The 17,007-nt window shown below is 71.3% G+C and carries 16 protein-coding genes; 2 read left to right on the top strand and 14 right to left on the bottom strand.

Annotation, left to right across the window (positions count from 1 at the left end):
* The first annotated feature begins 108 nt into the window (after window positions 1-108).
* Complete coding sequence (locus tag ACFWI9_RS16745) at window positions 109-792, top strand: DNA polymerase beta superfamily protein (protein WP_387162605.1); 684 nt, start codon at window positions 109-111, stop codon at window positions 790-792.
* 3 nt (window positions 793-795) lie between these two features.
* Here the strand turns inward: ACFWI9_RS16745 and ACFWI9_RS16740 are convergent, their stop codons facing one another.
* The 5 genes from ACFWI9_RS16740 to pnuC are packed head-to-tail and all read right to left on the bottom strand — an operon-like array spanning window position 796 to window position 5,111.
* Window positions 796-1,584 carry a DNA polymerase beta superfamily protein gene (locus tag ACFWI9_RS16740; protein ID WP_387162603.1) on the bottom strand — a complete coding sequence of 263 codons (789 nt, stop codon included), beginning with the start codon at window positions 1,582-1,584 and terminating at the stop codon, window positions 796-798.
* Window positions 1,585-1,587: 3 nt separating this feature from the next.
* Window positions 1,588-2,640 carry an ADP-ribosylglycohydrolase family protein gene (locus ACFWI9_RS16735; protein WP_387162601.1) on the bottom strand — a complete coding sequence of 351 codons (1,053 nt, stop codon included), beginning with the start codon at window positions 2,638-2,640 and terminating at the stop codon, window positions 1,588-1,590.
* On the bottom strand, window positions 2,627-3,373 hold the full coding sequence (locus ACFWI9_RS16730) for an NUDIX domain-containing protein (RefSeq protein WP_387162598.1): 747 nt from the start codon (window positions 3,371-3,373) through the stop codon (window positions 2,627-2,629). The genes ACFWI9_RS16735 and ACFWI9_RS16730 overlap by 14 nt, the downstream gene beginning before the upstream one ends.
* Window positions 3,374-3,375: 2 nt before the next feature.
* On the bottom strand, window positions 3,376-4,455 hold the full coding sequence (locus ACFWI9_RS16725) for an AAA family ATPase (RefSeq protein WP_387162596.1): 1,080 nt from the start codon (window positions 4,453-4,455) through the stop codon (window positions 3,376-3,378).
* Window positions 4,452-5,111, bottom strand: coding sequence for a nicotinamide riboside transporter PnuC (gene pnuC, locus ACFWI9_RS16720; protein WP_387162594.1), 660 nt, complete (start codon window positions 5,109-5,111; stop codon window positions 4,452-4,454). Before pnuC ends, ACFWI9_RS16725 begins: the two co-directional genes overlap by 4 nt.
* A gap of 166 nt (window positions 5,112-5,277) precedes the next feature.
* Between pnuC and ACFWI9_RS16715 the strand changes: the two genes are divergently transcribed.
* A complete protein-coding gene (locus ACFWI9_RS16715; protein ID WP_387162592.1) occupies window positions 5,278-6,291 on the top strand; it encodes a 1-aminocyclopropane-1-carboxylate deaminase/D-cysteine desulfhydrase in 1,014 nt (337 codons plus the stop codon).
* Window positions 6,292-6,354: 63 nt separating this feature from the next.
* Here the strand turns inward: ACFWI9_RS16715 and ACFWI9_RS16710 are convergent, their stop codons facing one another.
* From ACFWI9_RS16710 to ACFWI9_RS16670, 9 genes are all read right to left on the bottom strand, one after another.
* Window positions 6,355-6,645 (bottom strand): hypothetical protein, encoded by a 291-nt coding sequence (locus ACFWI9_RS16710; RefSeq protein WP_387162590.1) that lies wholly within the window; start codon window positions 6,643-6,645, stop codon window positions 6,355-6,357.
* A gap of 49 nt (window positions 6,646-6,694) precedes the next feature.
* The gene (locus tag ACFWI9_RS16705; protein ID WP_387162588.1) at window positions 6,695-8,089 is read right to left on the bottom strand and encodes a DUF6493 family protein; all 1,395 of its coding nucleotides are present in this window, start codon (window positions 8,087-8,089) and stop codon (window positions 6,695-6,697) included.
* A 79-nt stretch (window positions 8,090-8,168) separates the two neighbouring features.
* Window positions 8,169-9,263 (bottom strand): pseudouridine synthase, encoded by a 1,095-nt coding sequence (locus ACFWI9_RS16700; RefSeq protein ID WP_387162586.1) that lies wholly within the window; start codon window positions 9,261-9,263, stop codon window positions 8,169-8,171.
* Complete coding sequence (gene scpB / locus ACFWI9_RS16695; protein ID WP_387162614.1) at window positions 9,263-9,835, bottom strand: SMC-Scp complex subunit ScpB; 573 nt, start codon at window positions 9,833-9,835, stop codon at window positions 9,263-9,265. The genes ACFWI9_RS16700 and scpB overlap by 1 nt, the downstream gene beginning before the upstream one ends.
* A 125-nt stretch (window positions 9,836-9,960) precedes the next feature.
* A complete protein-coding gene (locus ACFWI9_RS16690) occupies window positions 9,961-11,094 on the bottom strand; it encodes a segregation and condensation protein A (protein WP_387162584.1) in 1,134 nt (377 codons plus the stop codon).
* 64 nt (window positions 11,095-11,158) lie between these two features.
* Complete coding sequence (locus tag ACFWI9_RS16685) at window positions 11,159-11,761, bottom strand: hypothetical protein (RefSeq protein ID WP_387162612.1); 603 nt, start codon at window positions 11,759-11,761, stop codon at window positions 11,159-11,161.
* The gene (locus tag ACFWI9_RS16680) at window positions 11,758-12,897 is read right to left on the bottom strand and encodes a ParA family protein (RefSeq protein WP_387162582.1); all 1,140 of its coding nucleotides are present in this window, start codon (window positions 12,895-12,897) and stop codon (window positions 11,758-11,760) included. Before ACFWI9_RS16680 ends, ACFWI9_RS16685 begins: the two co-directional genes overlap by 4 nt.
* Window positions 12,898-13,379: 482 nt before the next feature.
* Window positions 13,380-14,495 (bottom strand): alanine dehydrogenase, encoded by a 1,116-nt coding sequence (gene ald / locus ACFWI9_RS16675; RefSeq protein ID WP_387162610.1) that lies wholly within the window; start codon window positions 14,493-14,495, stop codon window positions 13,380-13,382.
* A 174-nt stretch (window positions 14,496-14,669) separates the two neighbouring features.
* Window positions 14,670-16,739 (bottom strand): tetratricopeptide repeat protein, encoded by a 2,070-nt coding sequence (locus ACFWI9_RS16670; protein WP_387162580.1) that lies wholly within the window; start codon window positions 16,737-16,739, stop codon window positions 14,670-14,672.
* Window positions 16,740-17,007: the final 268 nt, after the last annotated feature.

Here is a 17,007-nt window from a genome sequence, read left to right as displayed (position 1 = left end):
CACCCCCCACTACAAAAACCTTGTGGGCCCGCCCCCCCCCCGCCCCCCCCCAACGACCCCGCTCCACCAGCGCGGCCACCCCGCTCACCGGTCGCATAGCCTGGCGCCATGACCCCCGAGGCGCTGATACGTGACCACACCATCTACTCCTGCGTGATGGGCTCCCGCGCCTTCGGCCTGGCCACGGACGGCAGCGACACCGACCGCCGCGGGGTCTTCCTCGCCCCCACAGCGCTCTACTGGCGGTTCGACAAGCCTCCGACGCATGTGGAGGGTCCGGCGGACGAGCAGTTCAGCTGGGAGCTGGAGCGCTTCTGCGAACTGGCGCTACGTGCCAACCCGAACATCCTGGAGTGCCTGCACTCCCCGCTCATCGAGCACATCGACGGCACCGGACGCGAACTGCTCGCCCTGCGCAAGGCGTTCCTGTCCCGTCAGGCGCACGAAACCTTCGTGCGCTACGCCTGGGGCCAGCGCCGCAAGCTGGACGCCGATGTACGCCAACACGGGGCGCCCCGCTGGAAGCACGCCATGCATCTGCTGCGCCTGCTGGCGTCCTGCCGCGATCTGCTGCGCACGGGACGGCTGGTCATCGAGGTCGGCGAGGACCGCGAGCGGCTGCTCGCGGTCAAGCGCGGCGAGGTGGCCTGGGCCGAGGTGGAGTCCTGGATGACCCGGCTCGCCGACGAGGCCGACCGGGCCGTCGGCGGCTCCCCGCTGCCCGAGCAGCCGGACCGCCGCCGGGTGGAGGACTTCCTGGTGCGTACCCGCAGGGCGTCCGCGAAAGGCTGAGGGTCAGTCCTGGCGTGCCGCCTGCCGGGGCACCGCGCCGGATTCCCGCGCCAGGCGCACCCGTACGACGAAGTCGTCCAGGGCGGCGAAGGCGGACGGCTCGCCGGGGAGGGCCGTGCGTGCCTGTGCCTCGTCCAACTCCGCGTGCAGTGCGTCGACGTCCGCGCGCACCGACTCGGTGTCGACGACGGCCGGACCGTGCTCGGCCTCCGTCTTGGCCGCGATCAGCTCGGGCAGATAGCCGGGTGCCTTCACCTCCCCGATGAGGGTGGGCAGATGCGCCTGCACCTGCCCGGTACGCATCAGATGGATGCCCGTGAGCAGCGCCCGGAAGGTGTAGAGCAGCGGCTTCAGCTCGCCGCTCTTGCCGAACAGCCGCCACTGGGTGCCCGCGAAACCCCGGTAGTGGTGCGCGTGATGGCTGGTGAGTACACCGGGTGCCAGCGCCACCAGTTCGGCGTGCTCCCGTGTCGTATGGACGACCAGCGGTGACAGCAACTGCTCCAGCACGTAGCCGTTGCGCCGCAGCATCAGACGTACGAACTTGCGCAGGTCATGGGTCACCAGATCGAGCTCGGTGCCGTCCCGGTCCCACATCCGGGACCGGGTCTCCTCCGGCTCGCGCAGCCCCACGAGCCGCTCCACGGGCAGCACGTGAACGCCGCGCAGGTCCACGTCGGAGTCCCGTGAGGGGAACCCGTACAGGTGCGCGCCGGAGACGGTGGCGAAGATCAGCCGATCCGGCTGGTCGGCGACGACAGGGACGAGGTCCAGGCTCAGGGCATCCAGCATGGATCAAGCATCCCAGAGCGCGCCGAGTGTCAGCAGTTCGCTGCGGTACTCGATGCGCTCCGCCCACTCCTTGGGCCAGGCAGCCGCCCCCAGGTGCGCCCCGGCGAACGCCCCGGCGAGGCAGGCGATCGAGTCGGAGTCACCCCGGGTGCAGGCGGCCCGGCGCAGGGCCGGCAGGGGCTGGTCGGGGAAGAGCAGGAAGCAGTGCAGGGCCGTGGCGAGGGCTTCCTCGGCGATCCAGCCGTCACCCGTCGCGATGCACGGGTCGACCTCGGGGTTGGGTTCGCGCAGAGCCGCCGCCAGGCGTTCCAGCACGGCGAGGCATTCGTCCCAGCCGCGCCGGATGAAGTCCTCGGGGGTGGCGTCATGGGCGCGGGTCCACAGGTCGCCGAGCCAGCGGTGGTGGTAGCGGGAGCGGTTCTCGTACGCGTACGAGCGCAGCCTGCCGACCAGGCCGAGTGGTTCCGCGCCCTGGGCGAGCAGGAACACCGCGCGTGCAGTGAGGTCGGAGGCGGCGAGTGCCGTGGGGTGTCCGTGGGTGAGTGCCGCCTGGAGTTGTGCGGCGCCCGCGCGCTGCCCCTCGCTCAGCCGGGGGACGAGTCCGACCGGCGCGACGCGCATATTGGCCCCGCAGCCCTTGGAGCCGATCTGGCTGGCGTCCTGCCAGGGCCGGTCGCTGTCGAGCTTCTGGCAGGCGACCAGGCAGGTGCGGCCGGGCGCGCGGTTGTTCTCCGGTGAGTGGTACCAGTCGACGAATTCCTCGCGCACCGGCCTCGTCATCCGCAGCGGGTCGAGCGGGCCCCGGTCCATGGCGGTGCGTATCCCCCGTGCCAGGGCCAGGGTCATCTGGGTGTCGTCGGTGACGATCGCGGGCTTCGGCAGCGCCATCTCCCGCCAGGGTCCGCACTTGGCGAGGATCGAGGGCACGTCGCTGAACTCGGTGGGGAAGCCGAGTGCGTCTCCGAGCGCCAGTCCGATCAGGGTGCCGGTGGCCGCCTGCTTGGTGGCGGTCCTCATCGGGGTCCTGTCGTTCGCGAACCTGTCATTCGCGGTCATCTCGTGCTCCTTCCGGTCGTAGCAGTGGGGGGTGCAGGGCCTTCGCCGGGCCCGCGCGGTAGAGCGCGGCCGGCTTGCCCCGGCCGCCGGTCAGGCGTGCCCCGCCTGCCACCGCCTCGACGAAGCCGGGCGTGGTGAGCACCTTGCGCCGGAAGTTGGGGCGGTCGAGTTCGACGCCCCAGACGGTCTCGTAGACCTGCCGAAGCTCGCCGAGGGTGAACTCGGCGGGGCAGAAGGCGGTGGCGAGGCAGGAGTACTCGAGTTTGGCGCCGATGCGTTGGTGGGCGTCGGCCAGGATGCGGTCGTGGTCGAAGGCGAGCGGACCGTGGCGGCCCCAGGGGACCCACCGGGCGTGCGCGGCGTCACCCCCGCCGTGCGGCTCCGGGAGGTCCGGGACAAGGGCGGCGTACGCGACCGACACGACCCGCATCCGGGGGTCGCGGTCCGGTTCGCTGTACGTGCGCAGTTGTTCGAGGTGCAGGGCGGCGGCGGTGGCCTCGGACAGCCCGGTCTCCTCGGCGAGTTCACGGCGGGCGGCCTGCCCAGCCGACTCCCGGGGCAGGATGAAGCCGCCCGGCAGCGCCCAGGCGCCCTTGTACGGTTCCTGGCCCCGCTCGATCAGCAGTACCTGGAGCCGGCTGTCCCGGACCGTGAAGACGGCGAGGTCGACGGTGACCGCGAAGGGCGGGAAGGCATGCGGGTCGTATGTGCCCGGGTCGTAGGCTTCGGACACGGTCACCGCCTTTCCGGGAGAGGATCGGCGAGCTGCCACCCGTCGGCGAGCACCACGTCGACGGCCGCGAGTGCCGTGGCGAGGCGCTGCTCATGGGGCCCGCTCACAGTGAGGAACCGCCGCCCGGTGGCGCTGAGCCGCTCGGCGAAGCGTGCGGTCATCCAGGGCCGGAGGTGCTCACCGTCGCGTAGCCCGTCGTCTTCGAAGGGCACATCCCGATGGTCGGTGAGCAGCCACAGGTCGGCGTGTCCGCGTGCCGCGATCCGCTCGGTCTCCGCACTGGGTCCACCCAGGTAGCGCTCGTGCCAGATGGTGGTGGCGAACGCGTCGGTGTCGCAGATGAGCACGGGTGAGCCGGTGCGGGCCGCGGCGTCTTCGAGTGCTGCCTGCCGCCGTGCGATCAGCGGGAAGTCCTCGGTGCGGAAGCGGACGTCGCACCAGTCGGCGCCGGGCCGTTCGGCCCGCAGCCGGGCGAGCTTGTACTCGCTGTACTCCCTGCCGTACTCGGGTACGCAGCCGGTGCGCGCCCAGACGCCGCCGCGTGTCCTGAGCCGCGCGGCGAGCGCCCGGGCAAGGGTCGTGGTGCCGGTCGACTCGGCGCCCAGGACCACGATCCGGCGTGCGAGGGCCGCTCGTACGGGCGGTTCCAGGAAGTCCCAGCAGCCGACGGGGTCCTCGCGTACGGAGGTCCCGGACACCGGGAAGACGGTGCGGTCGGGGTCGACGCAGACTGACTCGGCGCGGAAGCGGCGGGCGAGTTCGGTGCCGTACGGCTCCGAGGTGAAGACGGCGTCCACCCGGCGGGGCACGGCGGCGCGGAAGACCGCCATATGGGCGTCCCAGACGGCAGGGTCGGTGAGGTCGACGGGGATGTCGTCCACCGCGCCCACGACGTCCGCGTCCGGGTGGACCTCCCGCATCCATGCCACGCGGTCCTGGAGAGCTATCGACTCGACGGACGCGGCGCAGACCAGCACGGTGAGCCGCTCGCAGCGGTCGCGCGCGGTGCGCACCAGGTGGTGGTGCCCGGCGTGCGGCGGGTAGAACTTGCCGAGCACGAGTCCGTGTCCGTAGCGCTTCATACCGCCGTCACCTCCATCGGGCTCCGCCGGTCCGCCGCTGCCAGGTCGCGCGACCAGGAGCGCAGCCCGTTGACGCACAGCGCCATGAAACCGGCGTAGAGCAGCGCGGTGAGGTAGAGCTCCTTGTACGCGTACAGCGGTACGTAGACCACGTCTGCGGAGATCCACAGCCACCAGGACTCCAGCCGCTTGCGGCACTGGCCGTATGTCGCCATGAGAGAGAGCGCGGTGGTCAGCGCGTCCCAGAAGGGGACGGTCGAGTCGGTGGCACGGTCCAGGAGCAGGGTGAGGGTGAAGGTCGCCACCACCCCCGCCGCGAGCAGCCATGTCCACTCGGTACGCGTGGTGCGGCGCACCGGGAGGGCGTCGGAGCCTGGTCCACCCCCGTGGGTCCAGGTCCACCAGCCGTATACGGCGAGGGTGATGAAGACGACCTGGAGCGCCGCGTCGGCGTACAGGCCGGCCTGGGTGAACAGCAGGATGAACAGCACGTTGTTGGCGATGCCGATGGGCCAGTTGGCGATGTGCTGCCGGGCGACCAGCCAGACACAGAGCGCACCGCTGCCAAAACCGAGCACCTCGGTCCAACTGACCGGCGTGTCGAGCAAGGTGAACAGCGGTCGCTGCAACGGTTCGAGCAGGTCTGCCAGGCTCACAACCCATCCCCTTCTTAATAGTCACTCTGACTATAAAGGAGGTGCGTGCCCACGACAAGCGGCACAGCGCCCGACCCGTCGGGGGTCAGCGGGTCACCACGGGCCGTATCGCCCCCCTGTCCCACGTCAGTACGCTGAGCCGGGCCCCGGAAAGGAGTCACCAGGCATGGACAGGCCGCTGCTCCACCACCGCTATCCGCGGCTCGCCGCCGCACTCCCCCATGTGCCGCTCGGCCGAGGACCGACGCCGGTACGCAAACTGACCGGGCTGACCGGCGCGGTGGAGCTCTGGTGCAAGGACGAGAGCGGATACGGCTCGGGCGGCTGGGGCGGCAACAAGGTCCGCAAGCTGGAGTGGATCCTTCCCGACGTACGCCGCCGGGGGGCGCGCGGCATCCTCACCGTGGGCGGAATCGGCACGAACTGGGGCCTGGCGACCGCCCTCTACGCCCGGGAGCAGGGCCTGGACACCGCGCTGGCCCTGATCGACCAGCCGGTGGACGACCATGTGCGGGAGCAGCTGCGGCGGCTTCGGCGGTCGGGCGCCACCCTGCACTTCACCCGTACCAAGTCACGCACCATCGCGGCGGCCCCCTGGCTGTTCCTGCGCCATGCGCGCGGCGGACGGCTGCCGTACTTCCTGCCTGCGGGCGGCTCGGCTCCGATCGGCACCATCGGCTATGTCGAGGCCGCGTTCGAGCTGGCGGCACAGGTGACCGCCGGTGAACTCCCCCCGCCTTCGCATATCGTCACCGCTGTCGGCTCGGGCGGCACCGCGGCGGGCCTGGCGCTCGGCCTGCGGCTCGCGGGACTCGAGAGCACCCGGGTCGTGGGTGTGGTGGTCAACGACACCCTGCGGCTCGACGCACCCGCCATCACATCCCTCGCCCGGCGGACCGAAGGGCTGCTGCACGAGCGGGGCGCGGATCCTGCGCCGGTCGGGCTCACCCCTGACGATGTCACCATGGTGCGGGACTGGCTGGGTCCCGGCTACGGCCACAGCACTCCGGAGGCCGTCAACGCCCTGCGCCTCGCCGCCGAGAAGCAGGGCGGGCTCGGGCTCGAACCCGTCTACACGGCCAAGGCACTGGCCGCACTGATCGCCCTGGCGGACGAGGGCCGGTTCGGCGGCGGGCCTGTGCTGTTCCTCCAGACCCATGGGCCCCGGGACACGGACTGATCTCGCCCTGGTCGCCCGGGAGCACATCACCAACTGGCCCATCGGCACGCCGGAACGCGCTGATCACGTTTCCGATGGAGACGTGAGACCCGAGAGCAGGGCACGGAGCGTGACTTCGACATCCGCGCGGACCTTCGCCCGGTCGTTCGCACCGATCACGACGAGCACCGCCTCACCCAACACCGCATTCATCAGGCGCGCGGTGAGCTCGACCGAGGCGACACGGATCTCCCCGGTGTCGACGGCCCGCTGCAACTCGGTCCTGACCCGTCCGCGGCTGTACGGCTCCTCGATCCGCCGACAGCGCCGCCACCCCAGCGCGGCAGGGCCGTCCTCGATCAGGATTACGGGCATGTCCACGCCCATCCGGTGCGACCAGGTCCTGGCCGGTACGAGCGTCTCGTCAGGAGCCCGCCAAGGAGTCCCGCAACCTCCGGGCCTGCCGGAGCACTTGGGAGGATCCCTGCCGCCCGGCTATGGCTTCGATCTCGGGTATGGTTCCCCGCGCCCCCGACAGCGCCGCGCAGTCCGCCGCTATGGCGAGCAGGGGGCCGTGCAACTGCGGCCGGGTGCGGGCCAGCAGCCCGGGAAGGGCAGCGGCCATGACGGACCAGACCGGTCCCGCGCCGCCGGAGGCCTCAGCTGCGGTCCGGAGCCCGTCGGTGAGCAGCGGCACCTTCAGCGTCCCCAGCTCCAACAGCTCGACGATGTTCTCGCCGAGACCCGCACCGTCCAGCCCGCCCCTGCCGGCGAGCATGACGAGTGCGGTGGCGGCGGCCCGCCGGTCGGCATCCGGCACGGCCGCGAGTCCATAGGCGATGGCCAGGTGTACGGCGGGACCGGCCGGGCCCTCGCTCGCCGCCAGCGCCGGGAGGAACTCCGCCCCGCCGCTGCCGTCCTGATCGGCGACCGATGCCACCTCCGCCAACTGCCGTGCGGCGACGACCTCGGGATGCCACGGCAGCACCGAGACCGCGTACGCGTCACGGGAGTAGAACCCATAGTGCGGGCAGGCGATACGCGGCTCGTACGTCCGGAACAGCGACCAGAACTGCCGGGGAAACTCACCCCGCCCTTCGACGGCCTCCGTCCCGATCAGTATCCGCCGCCCGATCCTGGCGCCCCGGCGCCTGCTCGGCCGCTGCGGCTCACCCGCCTCGCGCTCGCGCCAGGACCCCGGCTGGGGCAGACCGCCCTGCCGCAGCCAGTCGACCACCCTGGGCGCATCGGGGAGGACCAGCTTCTCCGCCGCCCGCAGCACGTCAGGCTCGGCCGGCCCACCGCCGCAGCGCAGCAGCGCCAATCCCAGGTCGGCCGCACCGGGACGGGCGCCGGCTCGCTCGTAGGCCGCCAGGCGGGCGACCAGGTCATGCGGATCCACGGCTCCACTGGGTCTGCTCGGCAGCGACAGAAGACACGGCATGACCTCGCCGAGCCGCAGCTGCAGCCGCTGGACGAGCTCGCCCGTGCGTGCGCCGAAGATGTAGTCCACCGCCTGGTGCTGGCACAGTTCGAGCCATCCGGCGCCCCCAGCGGCGGGCGCCGACCGCAGTCCGTGGGACACGATGTGCCTGAGCAGCCATCCACCCCGCGGCCGCTGCCGGGCCGCCCAAGGGACCTGACCGGAATCGGCCGACAGTGCCGCGGCCAGCGCGTCCGGGTCGCGGAAGCCCCAGAGCAACACGGATTCAAGCAGCCGCTCGAAGGCCGGTACGTCGCTGTCGTCCCGGCCGCACAGCTCCGCCGCCTCTTGTGCCAGCAGGCCAAGCGGCATCGCGGTGGTTTCCCCCTCGATCATGTGCCGAAGGCTATCCGGGGGTGCTGACAACGCGGACGTCCGGGAGAACGCCCGCGAAGTGCACCGGCCCGTCAGCGGCTCAGAGGCCGACTTCCTTCATCAGCATGCCGACCTCGGTGTTGGTCAGCCTGCGCAGCCAGCCCGACTTCTGGTCGCCCAGCGCGATCGGCCCGAACGCGGTACGCACCAGCTTGTCGACCGGGAAGCCCGCCTCGGCGAGCATGCGGCGCACGATGTGCTTGCGGCCCTCGTGGAGGGTGACCTCGACCAGGTAGTTCTTGCCGGTCTGCTCGACGACCCGGAAGTGGTCGGCGCGGGCGTAGCCGTCTTCGAGCTGGATGCCGTCCTTGAGACGCTTGCCGACCTCGCGCGGCAGGGGACCCTGGATGGCCGCGACATAGGTCTTCTTGACGCCGTACTTGGGGTGGGTGAGGCGGTGGGCAAGCTCGCCGTGGTTGGTGAGCAGGATGATGCCCTCGGTCTCGGTGTCGAGCCGGCCGACGTGGAAGAGCCGGGTCTCGCGGTTGGTGACGTAGTCACCGAGGCACTGGCGGCCGTCCGGGTCCTCCATGGTGGAGACGACACCGGCGGGCTTGTTGAGTGCGAAGAACTGGTACGACTGGGTCGCGACCGTCAGCCCGTCGACCTTGATCTCGTCCTTCTCCGGGTCGACCCGGAGGCCCTGCTCGACCACGATCGAGCCGTTGACCTCGACGCGGGCGTCCTCGATCAGTTCCTCGCAGGCGCGCCGCGAGCCGTAGCCGGCCCGGGCGAGCACCTTCTGGAGGCGCTCGCCCTCCTGCTCGGCGCCTGGGAAGGTCTTGGGGGTCTTGATCTGCGGCTTGTCCGCGTAGCGCGCGCGGTTGCGCTCCTCGGCACGAGCCTCGTACTCCCGGGAGCGTGCGGGTGCGGTACGGCCGCCACCGCGCTGCGGGGACTGCTTGGGGCCGCCCTTGGCGCCGCCCCGGGCGGCCGTGCCGCGGCCCTTGCGGGGGCCTTCGGACGCGGACGACCCGGACGACCCGCCGACGTCGTAGCGGCGCTCCTCGGGACGGGGCTTGCCCGCGCGCTTCTGCTTGTCGTCGCGCGATCCCCCGCTCTTCGACCGGGAGGCGCCCCCACCGGCCCCCCGGTAGTCACCGCGTCCGCTGCTGTTCCTGCCGCTGCTTCGCATCAAAGTTCCGTCGTCGTCGTTTCGTCATCGTCTGCGTCCGGAGCATCCGGATCGAACGACGGAACCCCTTCCAGGGTGTCGGCCTCGATCGCCTCCGCCTCCGGGAGGAACGGCGCGAGCTCGGGGAGCTCGTCCAGGCCGCGCAGGCCCATCCGCTCCAGGAAGTAGTTCGTCGTCCTGTACAGGATCGCACCTGTTTCGGGTTCCGCGCCCGCCTCCTGCACGAGACCGCGCTGGAGCAGGGTGCGCATGACGCCGTCGCAGTTCACTCCGCGTACCGCCGAGACCCGGGACCGGCTCACCGGCTGGCGGTAGGCGACCACCGCCAGAGTCTCCAGCGCGGCCTGGGTAAGCCGGGCCTGCTGCCCGTCGAGCACGAAGCGCTCGACTGCGGCGGCGTGCTCGGGCCGGGTGTAGTAGCGCCAGCCGCCCGCGACCAGTCGCAGCTCGAAGCCGCGGCCCTGGACGGTGTACTCGTCCGCGAGCTCCCGCAGGGCGTCCGCGACCTCGCTGCGGGGGCGTTCCAGCACCTTTGCCAGGTGTTCCTCGGTGGCAGGCTCGTCGACCACCATCAGGACCGCCTCCAGTGCGGGCTTGAGCGGCGGCTTGGGGGCATCGGAGTCCGGGGCCGGGCCGGGCTCCGCGTGCTGCCCCACACCGGTGTCCGGATCCGTGCCCGCGCTCAGGTCCACGTCGCTCATGCCTTCTCCTCCACGGTCTCGGGAGCGCGGTCGAACTCGTCGGTGACATGCGCGGCGGAGTCACCACCGGCCCAGGTGACGGTGAGCTCTCCCAGGGCGTCCTCCTGGTCCAGGACGACGGCCTTGTCACGATAGAGCTCCAGCAGCGCGAGGAAGCGGGCGACCACCGTGAGGGTGCCGTCCGCTCCGTCCGTCAGCTCGCGGAAGGTGGCTTTCCCGCGCTCCCGCAGCATGGCCACGACCAGTTCGCCCTGCTCCCGCACGCTCACCAGGGGCGCGTGGATGTGGTCCACGTAGACCTGGGGCTTCGGCTTGGGCTGCATCGCCTTGACGGCCAGCTTGGCGAAGCCTTCCGCGCCGATGCTGATCACTACCTCGGGGAGCAGCTCGGCATGGTGGTCCTCAAGGCCCACGGTCCGGGGGTGGCGTCTGGCTTCCTCCTCCAGCCGCCCGTTGAAGATCTCCGCGATCTGCTTGTAGGCGCGGTACTGCAGCAGCCGTGCGAACAGCAGGTCGCGGGCCTCCAGCAGTGCCAGGTCGGCTTCGTCCTCGACCTCGGCGGCCGGCAGCAGCCGGGCCGCCTTCAGATCGAGCAGGGTCGCGGCGACCACGAGGAACTCGGTGGTCTGATCGAGGTCCCAGTCGGGTCCCATGGCCCGGATATGGGCCATGAACTCGTCGGTGACCTTGGACAGGGCGACCTCGGTCACATCCAGCTTGTGCTTGGAGATCAGCTGGAGGAGCAGGTCGAACGGCCCTTCGAAGTTGGCGAGGCGCACGGTGAAGCGTCCATCGTCAGCCGTGGCGGCCCGCTGCTCCCCGGCGTCACCCTTCTCGGCCTCACCCTTCTCGGCCTCGTCCTGCCCGGCATCGGCCACGGCGGCGGTATCGGGGCTGTCCGCTTCCGCGTCCGGCGTCTCGATCACCGGGACCCGGCCCGGCGGCGCCACCGCCGCGGCGGGCTCCTCCGGCTCCGGCTTCCGTACCGCCCGCGGCTCCGGTCGCGGCGGTTCAGGTCCCTCCGACGGCGGTGCCACCGGTCGCGGTGGCCAGGACGCACCCGGGCCGCGACCCAGCACACGGCGCGGGGTGCGCGGAGCGGGGGCGGCGAGGTCGTCGGATGGGGCCATGGGGTTCAGGCGTCCAGGGTGTCCAGGGTGCGGCTAAAGATACGGGCGCGCGCAGGCTACCCCGTCAGCGGCCGCGTAGCCGCCGCACCAGGATGCTCGCGTCGCCCCGGGACTCCAGGTCCGCCAGTACGACGGCGACCGCCTCGCGCACGATGCGCCCCCGGTCGACGGCGAGCCCGTGCTCCCCGCGCAGCACCAGGCGCGCGTGCTCCAGGTCCATCAGCTCTTCGGCCGAGACATAGACGGTGATCTTCTCGTCGTGGCGCTCACGGCCGCTGGGACGCCGGTTGGCGGTGCGCCCACGGCGCCTGGGCGCCGCTCCCGTGGCGGGGGCGGCAGCGGCTGCCGGGCGTCCCTTGCCCTGGGCGGCGGAAGCCGCGGAGGCCGCCTGGCCCGGCTGCCCCGCCGGTGCGATGTCGCTGTCCGCACCGGCTGCCCGGCTGCGCGGCACGGCCGTCTCGGCGTCCTCCGCCGCCGCGGCGTGCTCCTCCCCCGGCACCGAGGGAGCGCCGGGCGCACCGGAGGCCGATGGCCCGTCGGCCGAGGGCGAGGGTGCCGGCACCCTCGTCTCCCCGTTGGCCGTGCTCGCCCCCCGCCTCGGAGACGACGGCTGAAGGGCCGTGCCCCCGGTCGTACGGAACAGCTCATCGGCTCCGGGCAGACTCACTCGGCGTGACACCGGGCGAGCACCTCCCTGGCGAGCTGGCGATAAGCGGCGGCACCGACCGAGTTGCTGGCGTAGGTGGTGATGGGCTCGCCCGCCACCGTGGTCTCCGGGAACCGCACCGTGCGCCCGATCACCGTGTGGTACACGTGGTCGTCGAAGGCTTCGACGACGCGCGCCAGCACCTCGCGGCTGTGGACCGTGCGCGAGTCGTACATCGTGGCGAGGATGCCGTCGAGCTCCAAATCGGGGTTGAGCCGCTCCTGCACCTTCTCGATGGTCTCCGTCAGCAGCGCGACACCGCGCAGCGCGAAGAACTCGCATTCCAGCGGCACGATCACCTTGTGAGCCGCCGTCAGGGCGTTCACCGTGAGCAGGCCGAGCGAGGGCTGGCAGTCGATGACGATGTAGTCGTAGTCCTGCATCAGCGGCTTCAGGGCGCGCTGAAGCGTCGACTCCCGGGCGACTTCGCTCACCAGCTGCACTTCGGCGGCGGAGAGGTCGATGTTGCTCGGCAGCAGGTCCATGTTGGGCACCGCTGTCTTCAGCAGCACCTCGTCGGCGGCCATCCCCCGCTCCATGAGCAGGTTGTAGACCGTGAGATCGAGCTCCATCGGGTTCACGCCGAGGCCGACCGACAGGGCACCCTGCGGGTCGAAGTCGACGAGCAGGACACGCCGTCCGTACTCCGCGAGTGCCGCGCCCAGGTTGATGGTCGACGTCGTCTTGCCCACGCCGCCCTTCTGGTTGCACATCGCGATGATCTTCGCGGGACCGTGATCGGTCAACGGGCCCGGAATCGGGAAGTAGGGCAGCGGCCGCCCGGTGGGGCCGATCCGCTCGCGGCGCTGGCGTGCCGCGTCGGGCGCGAGCGTGGCCGCGTACTCCGGATCGGGCTCGTACTCGGCGTCTGGGTCGTAGAAGTGCCCCTCGGGCACCTCGTCGTAGTCGGCGAAGTGGGTGGACTCTCGGCCACTCTCGTTGCCGGCCATGGCGTTCACGTGTTGGCCGTCCATCATCTTCATCGTGTGGGCTGTCGTCGTCATGTGCTGGTGGGTCGCGAAGGTACGGACAGCGACGGAGCCGACAGCTTCGTGCCCGGACGCAGCACCCTGGTCAGGGGCCGGGGGCGTCCCCACGCCCGCCTGGCGCGGTGGGTGGATTCCCGCGTGACCACCCCCGGGAGAAAATGTCGACTCATTCACAAGTCGTCTTACCTCCTTGGACGTGACCAGGAAACTTTATCGACAGGTCAGCGTGGCACCATGCCGACGGTTGGCGACTCTATGGCGTGTCACCGGTCCGCAGCAACACAATCCACCGGACCCGGCCCGATGTGTCGGCATCCGAACCCCTCCATGTCAAGGGCGCACGGCGCCCGGTCCGCACTTTTCACAGCTGTGCGAAACGGCTGGAGCGTTGCGTTCGAGGCGAGTTGGACGTCATCCCGCAGTGTCCGGACACACATCCGGCCGGACCCTGTTCGTCAAGGTCCGGCCGGATGTGTGATGTTGACGACCCGTATTGACGGATTGGTCGCTCTTGTCGCCTGCTTGGCTTTCCCGGATCAGCCGCGCATCAGCCGTGCGCAGTCGTGGATCAGCCCCGCATCAGCTCCCGATCAGCCGAGGAGGACGCCGAGCTCCACCGACTCAAGGCCGTGCGCCTGAGCGACTTCCTTGTAAACGACCTGCCCCTCATGGACGTTGAGCCCCCTGGCCAGCGCGGGGTCCCGGCGCAGCGCCTCGACCCAGCCGTTGTTCGCGAGCGACACCACGTACGGGAGTGTGGCGTTGGTGAGCGCGTTGGTGGAGGTGCTGGGCACAGCCCCCGGCATGTTGGCGACGCAGTAGAAGACCGAGTTGTGGACCATGAAGGTCGGCTCGGCGTGGGTGGTCGCACGGGAGTCCTCGAAGCAGCCGCCCTGGTCGATCGCGATGTCGACAAGGACACTTCCGGGCTTCATACGGGAGACCAGCTCGTTGGTGACCAGCTTCGGCGCCTTGGCACCGGGGATGAGCACCGCGCCGATGACGAGGTCGGCGTCGAGGACGGCCTTCTCCAGCTCGTAGGAGTTGGACATGACGGCCTTGACCTTGGTGCCGAAGATCCGGTCGGCCTCGCGCAGCTTGTTGATGTCGCGGTCCAGCAGGGTCACGTCGAATCCCATACCGACGGCGATCTGCGTGGCGTTCCAGCCGGAGACACCTCCGCCGATGACCACGGCCTTGGCGGGAGTGACACCCGGGACGCCGCCCGGCAGCACACCGCGACCGCCGACCGGGCGCATCAGGTGGTAGGCACCGACCTGCGGGGCGAGCCGGCCCGCCACCTCGGACATCGGGGCGAGCAGCGGAAGGGCGCGGTTGGGCAGCTCGACCGTCTCATAGGCGATGGCGGTGGTGCCGGATTCGACAAGGGCGTCCGTGCACTCCTTGGAGGCCGCCAGGTGCAGGTAGGTGAAGAGGATCTGGTCCTTGCGGAGGCGGTGGTACTCCTCCGCGATGGGCTCCTTGACCTTCAGCACCATGTCGGCCGCGGCCCAGACCTCGTCGGCCGTGGGCAGGATCTGCGCACCCGCCGCGACGAACTCCTCGTCCGTGATCGAGGAGCCCAGACCGGCGTTCGCCTCGATGACGACCTGGTGGCCGTTGCGGACGAGCTCATGCACTCCGGCGGGGGTGATGGCCACCCGGAACTCGTTGTTCTTGACCTCGCGGGGGATGCCGACCTTCACGTCGATCACGGTCCTTGGCTCAGGGGGTTCTCAGGGCGATATGTCGTGCGATTCCATCTTTACTCGGATACGCGGGGCGCACCGAGGAAGGCCGGAGCAGTGCCCGGCAGAGCCAGTCTAATGAAGGAGTTCTCGCTGTCTAGCCTTGCAATGCAAAATCTTCTGACCAGACCACTACGGATTTCGCAGGCCAGAGGCCTCCGTTTCCAGGAGCTGCTCCGCAGCGGAGCGATGCAGCCGGGCAGCGGTGGGATCGCCCAGCCGGTCGAGCGTGTCGGCCAGTCTGAGCCGCAGGGCGGCCTGCAACCGCACGTCCCCGGCATGCCGCGCGCAGTCCACCGCCTCCTCGCAGGTGCGCAGCGACTCGCGGGGCCTGCCGGCGTACTCCTGGACCCTCGCCACCTCGCTCAACGCCCGTGCGTGACCGGGTAGATCTCCGAGCCGGCGGTATCCGGCCGCCGCCGCCCGCCAGCCGCGCAGGGCGTCCCCGTAACGCCCGGCATAGGTGTGCACGGCGCCGAGGCGGCCGTACAGCCTGGTCCCGTCCGCGAGCTCTCCCCTCGCCAGCCGCTGCGAGAGCGCGCGCCCGTACCAGTCGGCGGCCCGCTCCCAGTCCCCCAGCTCCTGATAGGCGCCCGCTACGGATTCCATCGCCCGACCCGTGGCATACGGGTCGTTCGCCAGTCGCCCGGCCTCCAGGGCGGACCGGTATCGGGTCAGAGCGGCGTCCTTGCGTCCTGTCCGCGCGTCGAGGTCGGCGAGGTTCAGCAGCGCCGCCGCCCGCTCCCGGTGGAGCCCGCGGCGTTCGGCCATGTCCAGGACGAGCTGGTGCAGCTCGTAGAGCTCGGGCACGGTGCTCTGCGCCCCGCGATGGGCGACGAGTGCCCGGACCAGGGCGGCGATCAGCCGTCTGGCCAGGGTGTCCAGTTCCCCGTCCGCGGCGGCGAGCCGCGCGGCGGCGGACAGTGCGTGGAGGCGTGCCGCCAGCCAGCGCCCGGCCGCCTCCGGCGAGGTGAAACGCAGGGTGCGCGGCAGTCCGGCGAGTCTGCGGCGGGCCTCGGAGCCCTCGGGCTCGGTGCTGCCCCGGCACGCGTGCAGCAGCCGTACGGTCCGCTCCAGCATCCGGGCGCGGGCGAGCTCGATCTCGTTGGGCCGGTCGTGCGCGGTCATCGCCTCGTGCAGCAGCGGGACGAGGCAGCCGGGCACCTCGTAGAGGTCGTCGTCCGGTCCGGTCCGTGTGCTGGACTGCTCCTCTGGCCGCTCCTCGGGTGTGCCGTCACGCACCACGCGCAGCAGCCCCAGCGAGGCGAAGTCCGCCAGGGCGAGTGCCGCGTCCGCGAACGAGCAGCCGGCGAGCGCGGAGGCCGTGTTCGGATCGACGAGCCCGGCGGGTGCGAGTGCGAGCAGCCGCAGCATCCGGGCGGCCGGTGCCGGAAGCGATTCGTGCGCCAGTCGGAACGCCTTGGCCACCGGCCGGGCGCCGACGGGCTGTTCGGGATCGTCCGGCAGCCCGCGCAACCGCTTGGCGGCGTCGGCGACCGAGGCGTTGGGCCTGGCCGCCAGCCAGCCGCCCGCCAGCACCATCGCCGCGGGCTGGCCGCCGCACTGCTCGACGAGGGATTCGGCCGCCTGCGGGTCGACGGTGATCCGCACCTCGCCGGTGAAGCGGCCCAGGAGTTCGATCGCCGACTTGGGGTCCATTCCGCCGACGGTGCAGGGCCGTACGTCCGCGATCCCGGTGAGCGGGCCCTGGGCGACGGCGACGACCAGGCAGTCGGGGTTGTCGGGGATGAGCGGATCGACCTGCTCTGCGTCGCCGGCGTCGTCCAGCAGCAGCAGGCAGCGCCGCTCCGCCAGTGCGCCGCGGAGCAACCCGGTGAGCTCGTCCTCGTCCGCTCCGGGGCGCGGGGTGACCCCCAGGTCCCCGAGCAGGTCGCGTACGGTGCGTTCGGTGGGTACGGCGTACCCGGCAGGTTCCGCGAGGCGTGCCCGCAGCACTCCGCCGGGGTAGTCGCCGTCCAGTTGCCTGGCCAGCTCGGCGGCGAGGGTGCTGCGCCCGGAGCCGGGCCGCCCGGCGACCAGCAGCACTCTGGCGCGTGGCGCCTTGCGGCCCGAGAGGGTGTCCAGTCCGGCCCGTTCGATATCGGCTCGCAGCGACTTCAACTCACGCTGGCGTCCGATGAATTGCCCCCGCACACCACTTCCGGCCCCCTGCGCGGTCCCCCGCGCCGCCGGCCTCGCCACCGAAGGCTCCTGACCCGGTGACGCCGGGCTCCCGGGCGAAGGACCATCCGGCGAAGGGCCGTTCAATTCCACGCCTGCTCCCTCATGGGCCACGCTCCAGTCCGCCGCTGAACGAGCCGAACCCACCGGAGGTTCCCCGGATGGGCGCTTCGAGCGTAGATCAGCCGTCTGCCGGACTCCGGCGAGCACTGCGGCGCGTGCGCCCGGTTCCCTCGATCGGATCAGCCGATCGTCCCACCGGGCGCCCGTACCCAAGCCTTATCCGGGC

Origin of the sequence: Streptomyces sp. NPDC127084, from assembly GCF_042724175.1 — a bacterium.
Taxonomy (GTDB): Bacteria; Actinomycetota; Actinomycetes; order Streptomycetales; family Streptomycetaceae; genus Streptomyces.
This window is presented reverse-complemented; position numbering and strand designations above follow the sequence as displayed.

Coding starts and splice junctions, on each gene's coding strand:
- ACFWI9_RS16745 (WP_387162605.1), top strand. CDS start 109: ATGACCCCCGAGGCGCTGATACGTGACCACACCATCTACTCCTGCGTG.
- ACFWI9_RS16740 (WP_387162603.1), bottom strand. CDS start 1,584: ATGCTGGATGCCCTGAGCCTGGACCTCGTCCCTGTCGTCGCCGACCAG.
- ACFWI9_RS16735 (WP_387162601.1), bottom strand. CDS start 2,640: ATGACCGCGAATGACAGGTTCGCGAACGACAGGACCCCGATGAGGACC.
- ACFWI9_RS16725 (WP_387162596.1), bottom strand. CDS start 4,455: ATGAAGCGCTACGGACACGGACTCGTGCTCGGCAAGTTCTACCCGCCG.
- ACFWI9_RS16715 (WP_387162592.1), top strand. CDS start 5,278: ATGGACAGGCCGCTGCTCCACCACCGCTATCCGCGGCTCGCCGCCGCA.
- ACFWI9_RS16710 (WP_387162590.1), bottom strand. CDS start 6,645: ATGCCCGTAATCCTGATCGAGGACGGCCCTGCCGCGCTGGGGTGGCGG.
- ACFWI9_RS16705 (WP_387162588.1), bottom strand. CDS start 8,089: ATGATCGAGGGGGAAACCACCGCGATGCCGCTTGGCCTGCTGGCACAA.
- ACFWI9_RS16700 (WP_387162586.1), bottom strand. CDS start 9,263: ATGCGAAGCAGCGGCAGGAACAGCAGCGGACGCGGTGACTACCGGGGG.
- scpB (WP_387162614.1), bottom strand. CDS start 9,835: ATGGTGGTCGACGAGCCTGCCACCGAGGAACACCTGGCAAAGGTGCTG.
- ACFWI9_RS16690 (WP_387162584.1), bottom strand. CDS start 11,094: ATGGCCCCATCCGACGACCTCGCCGCCCCCGCTCCGCGCACCCCGCGC.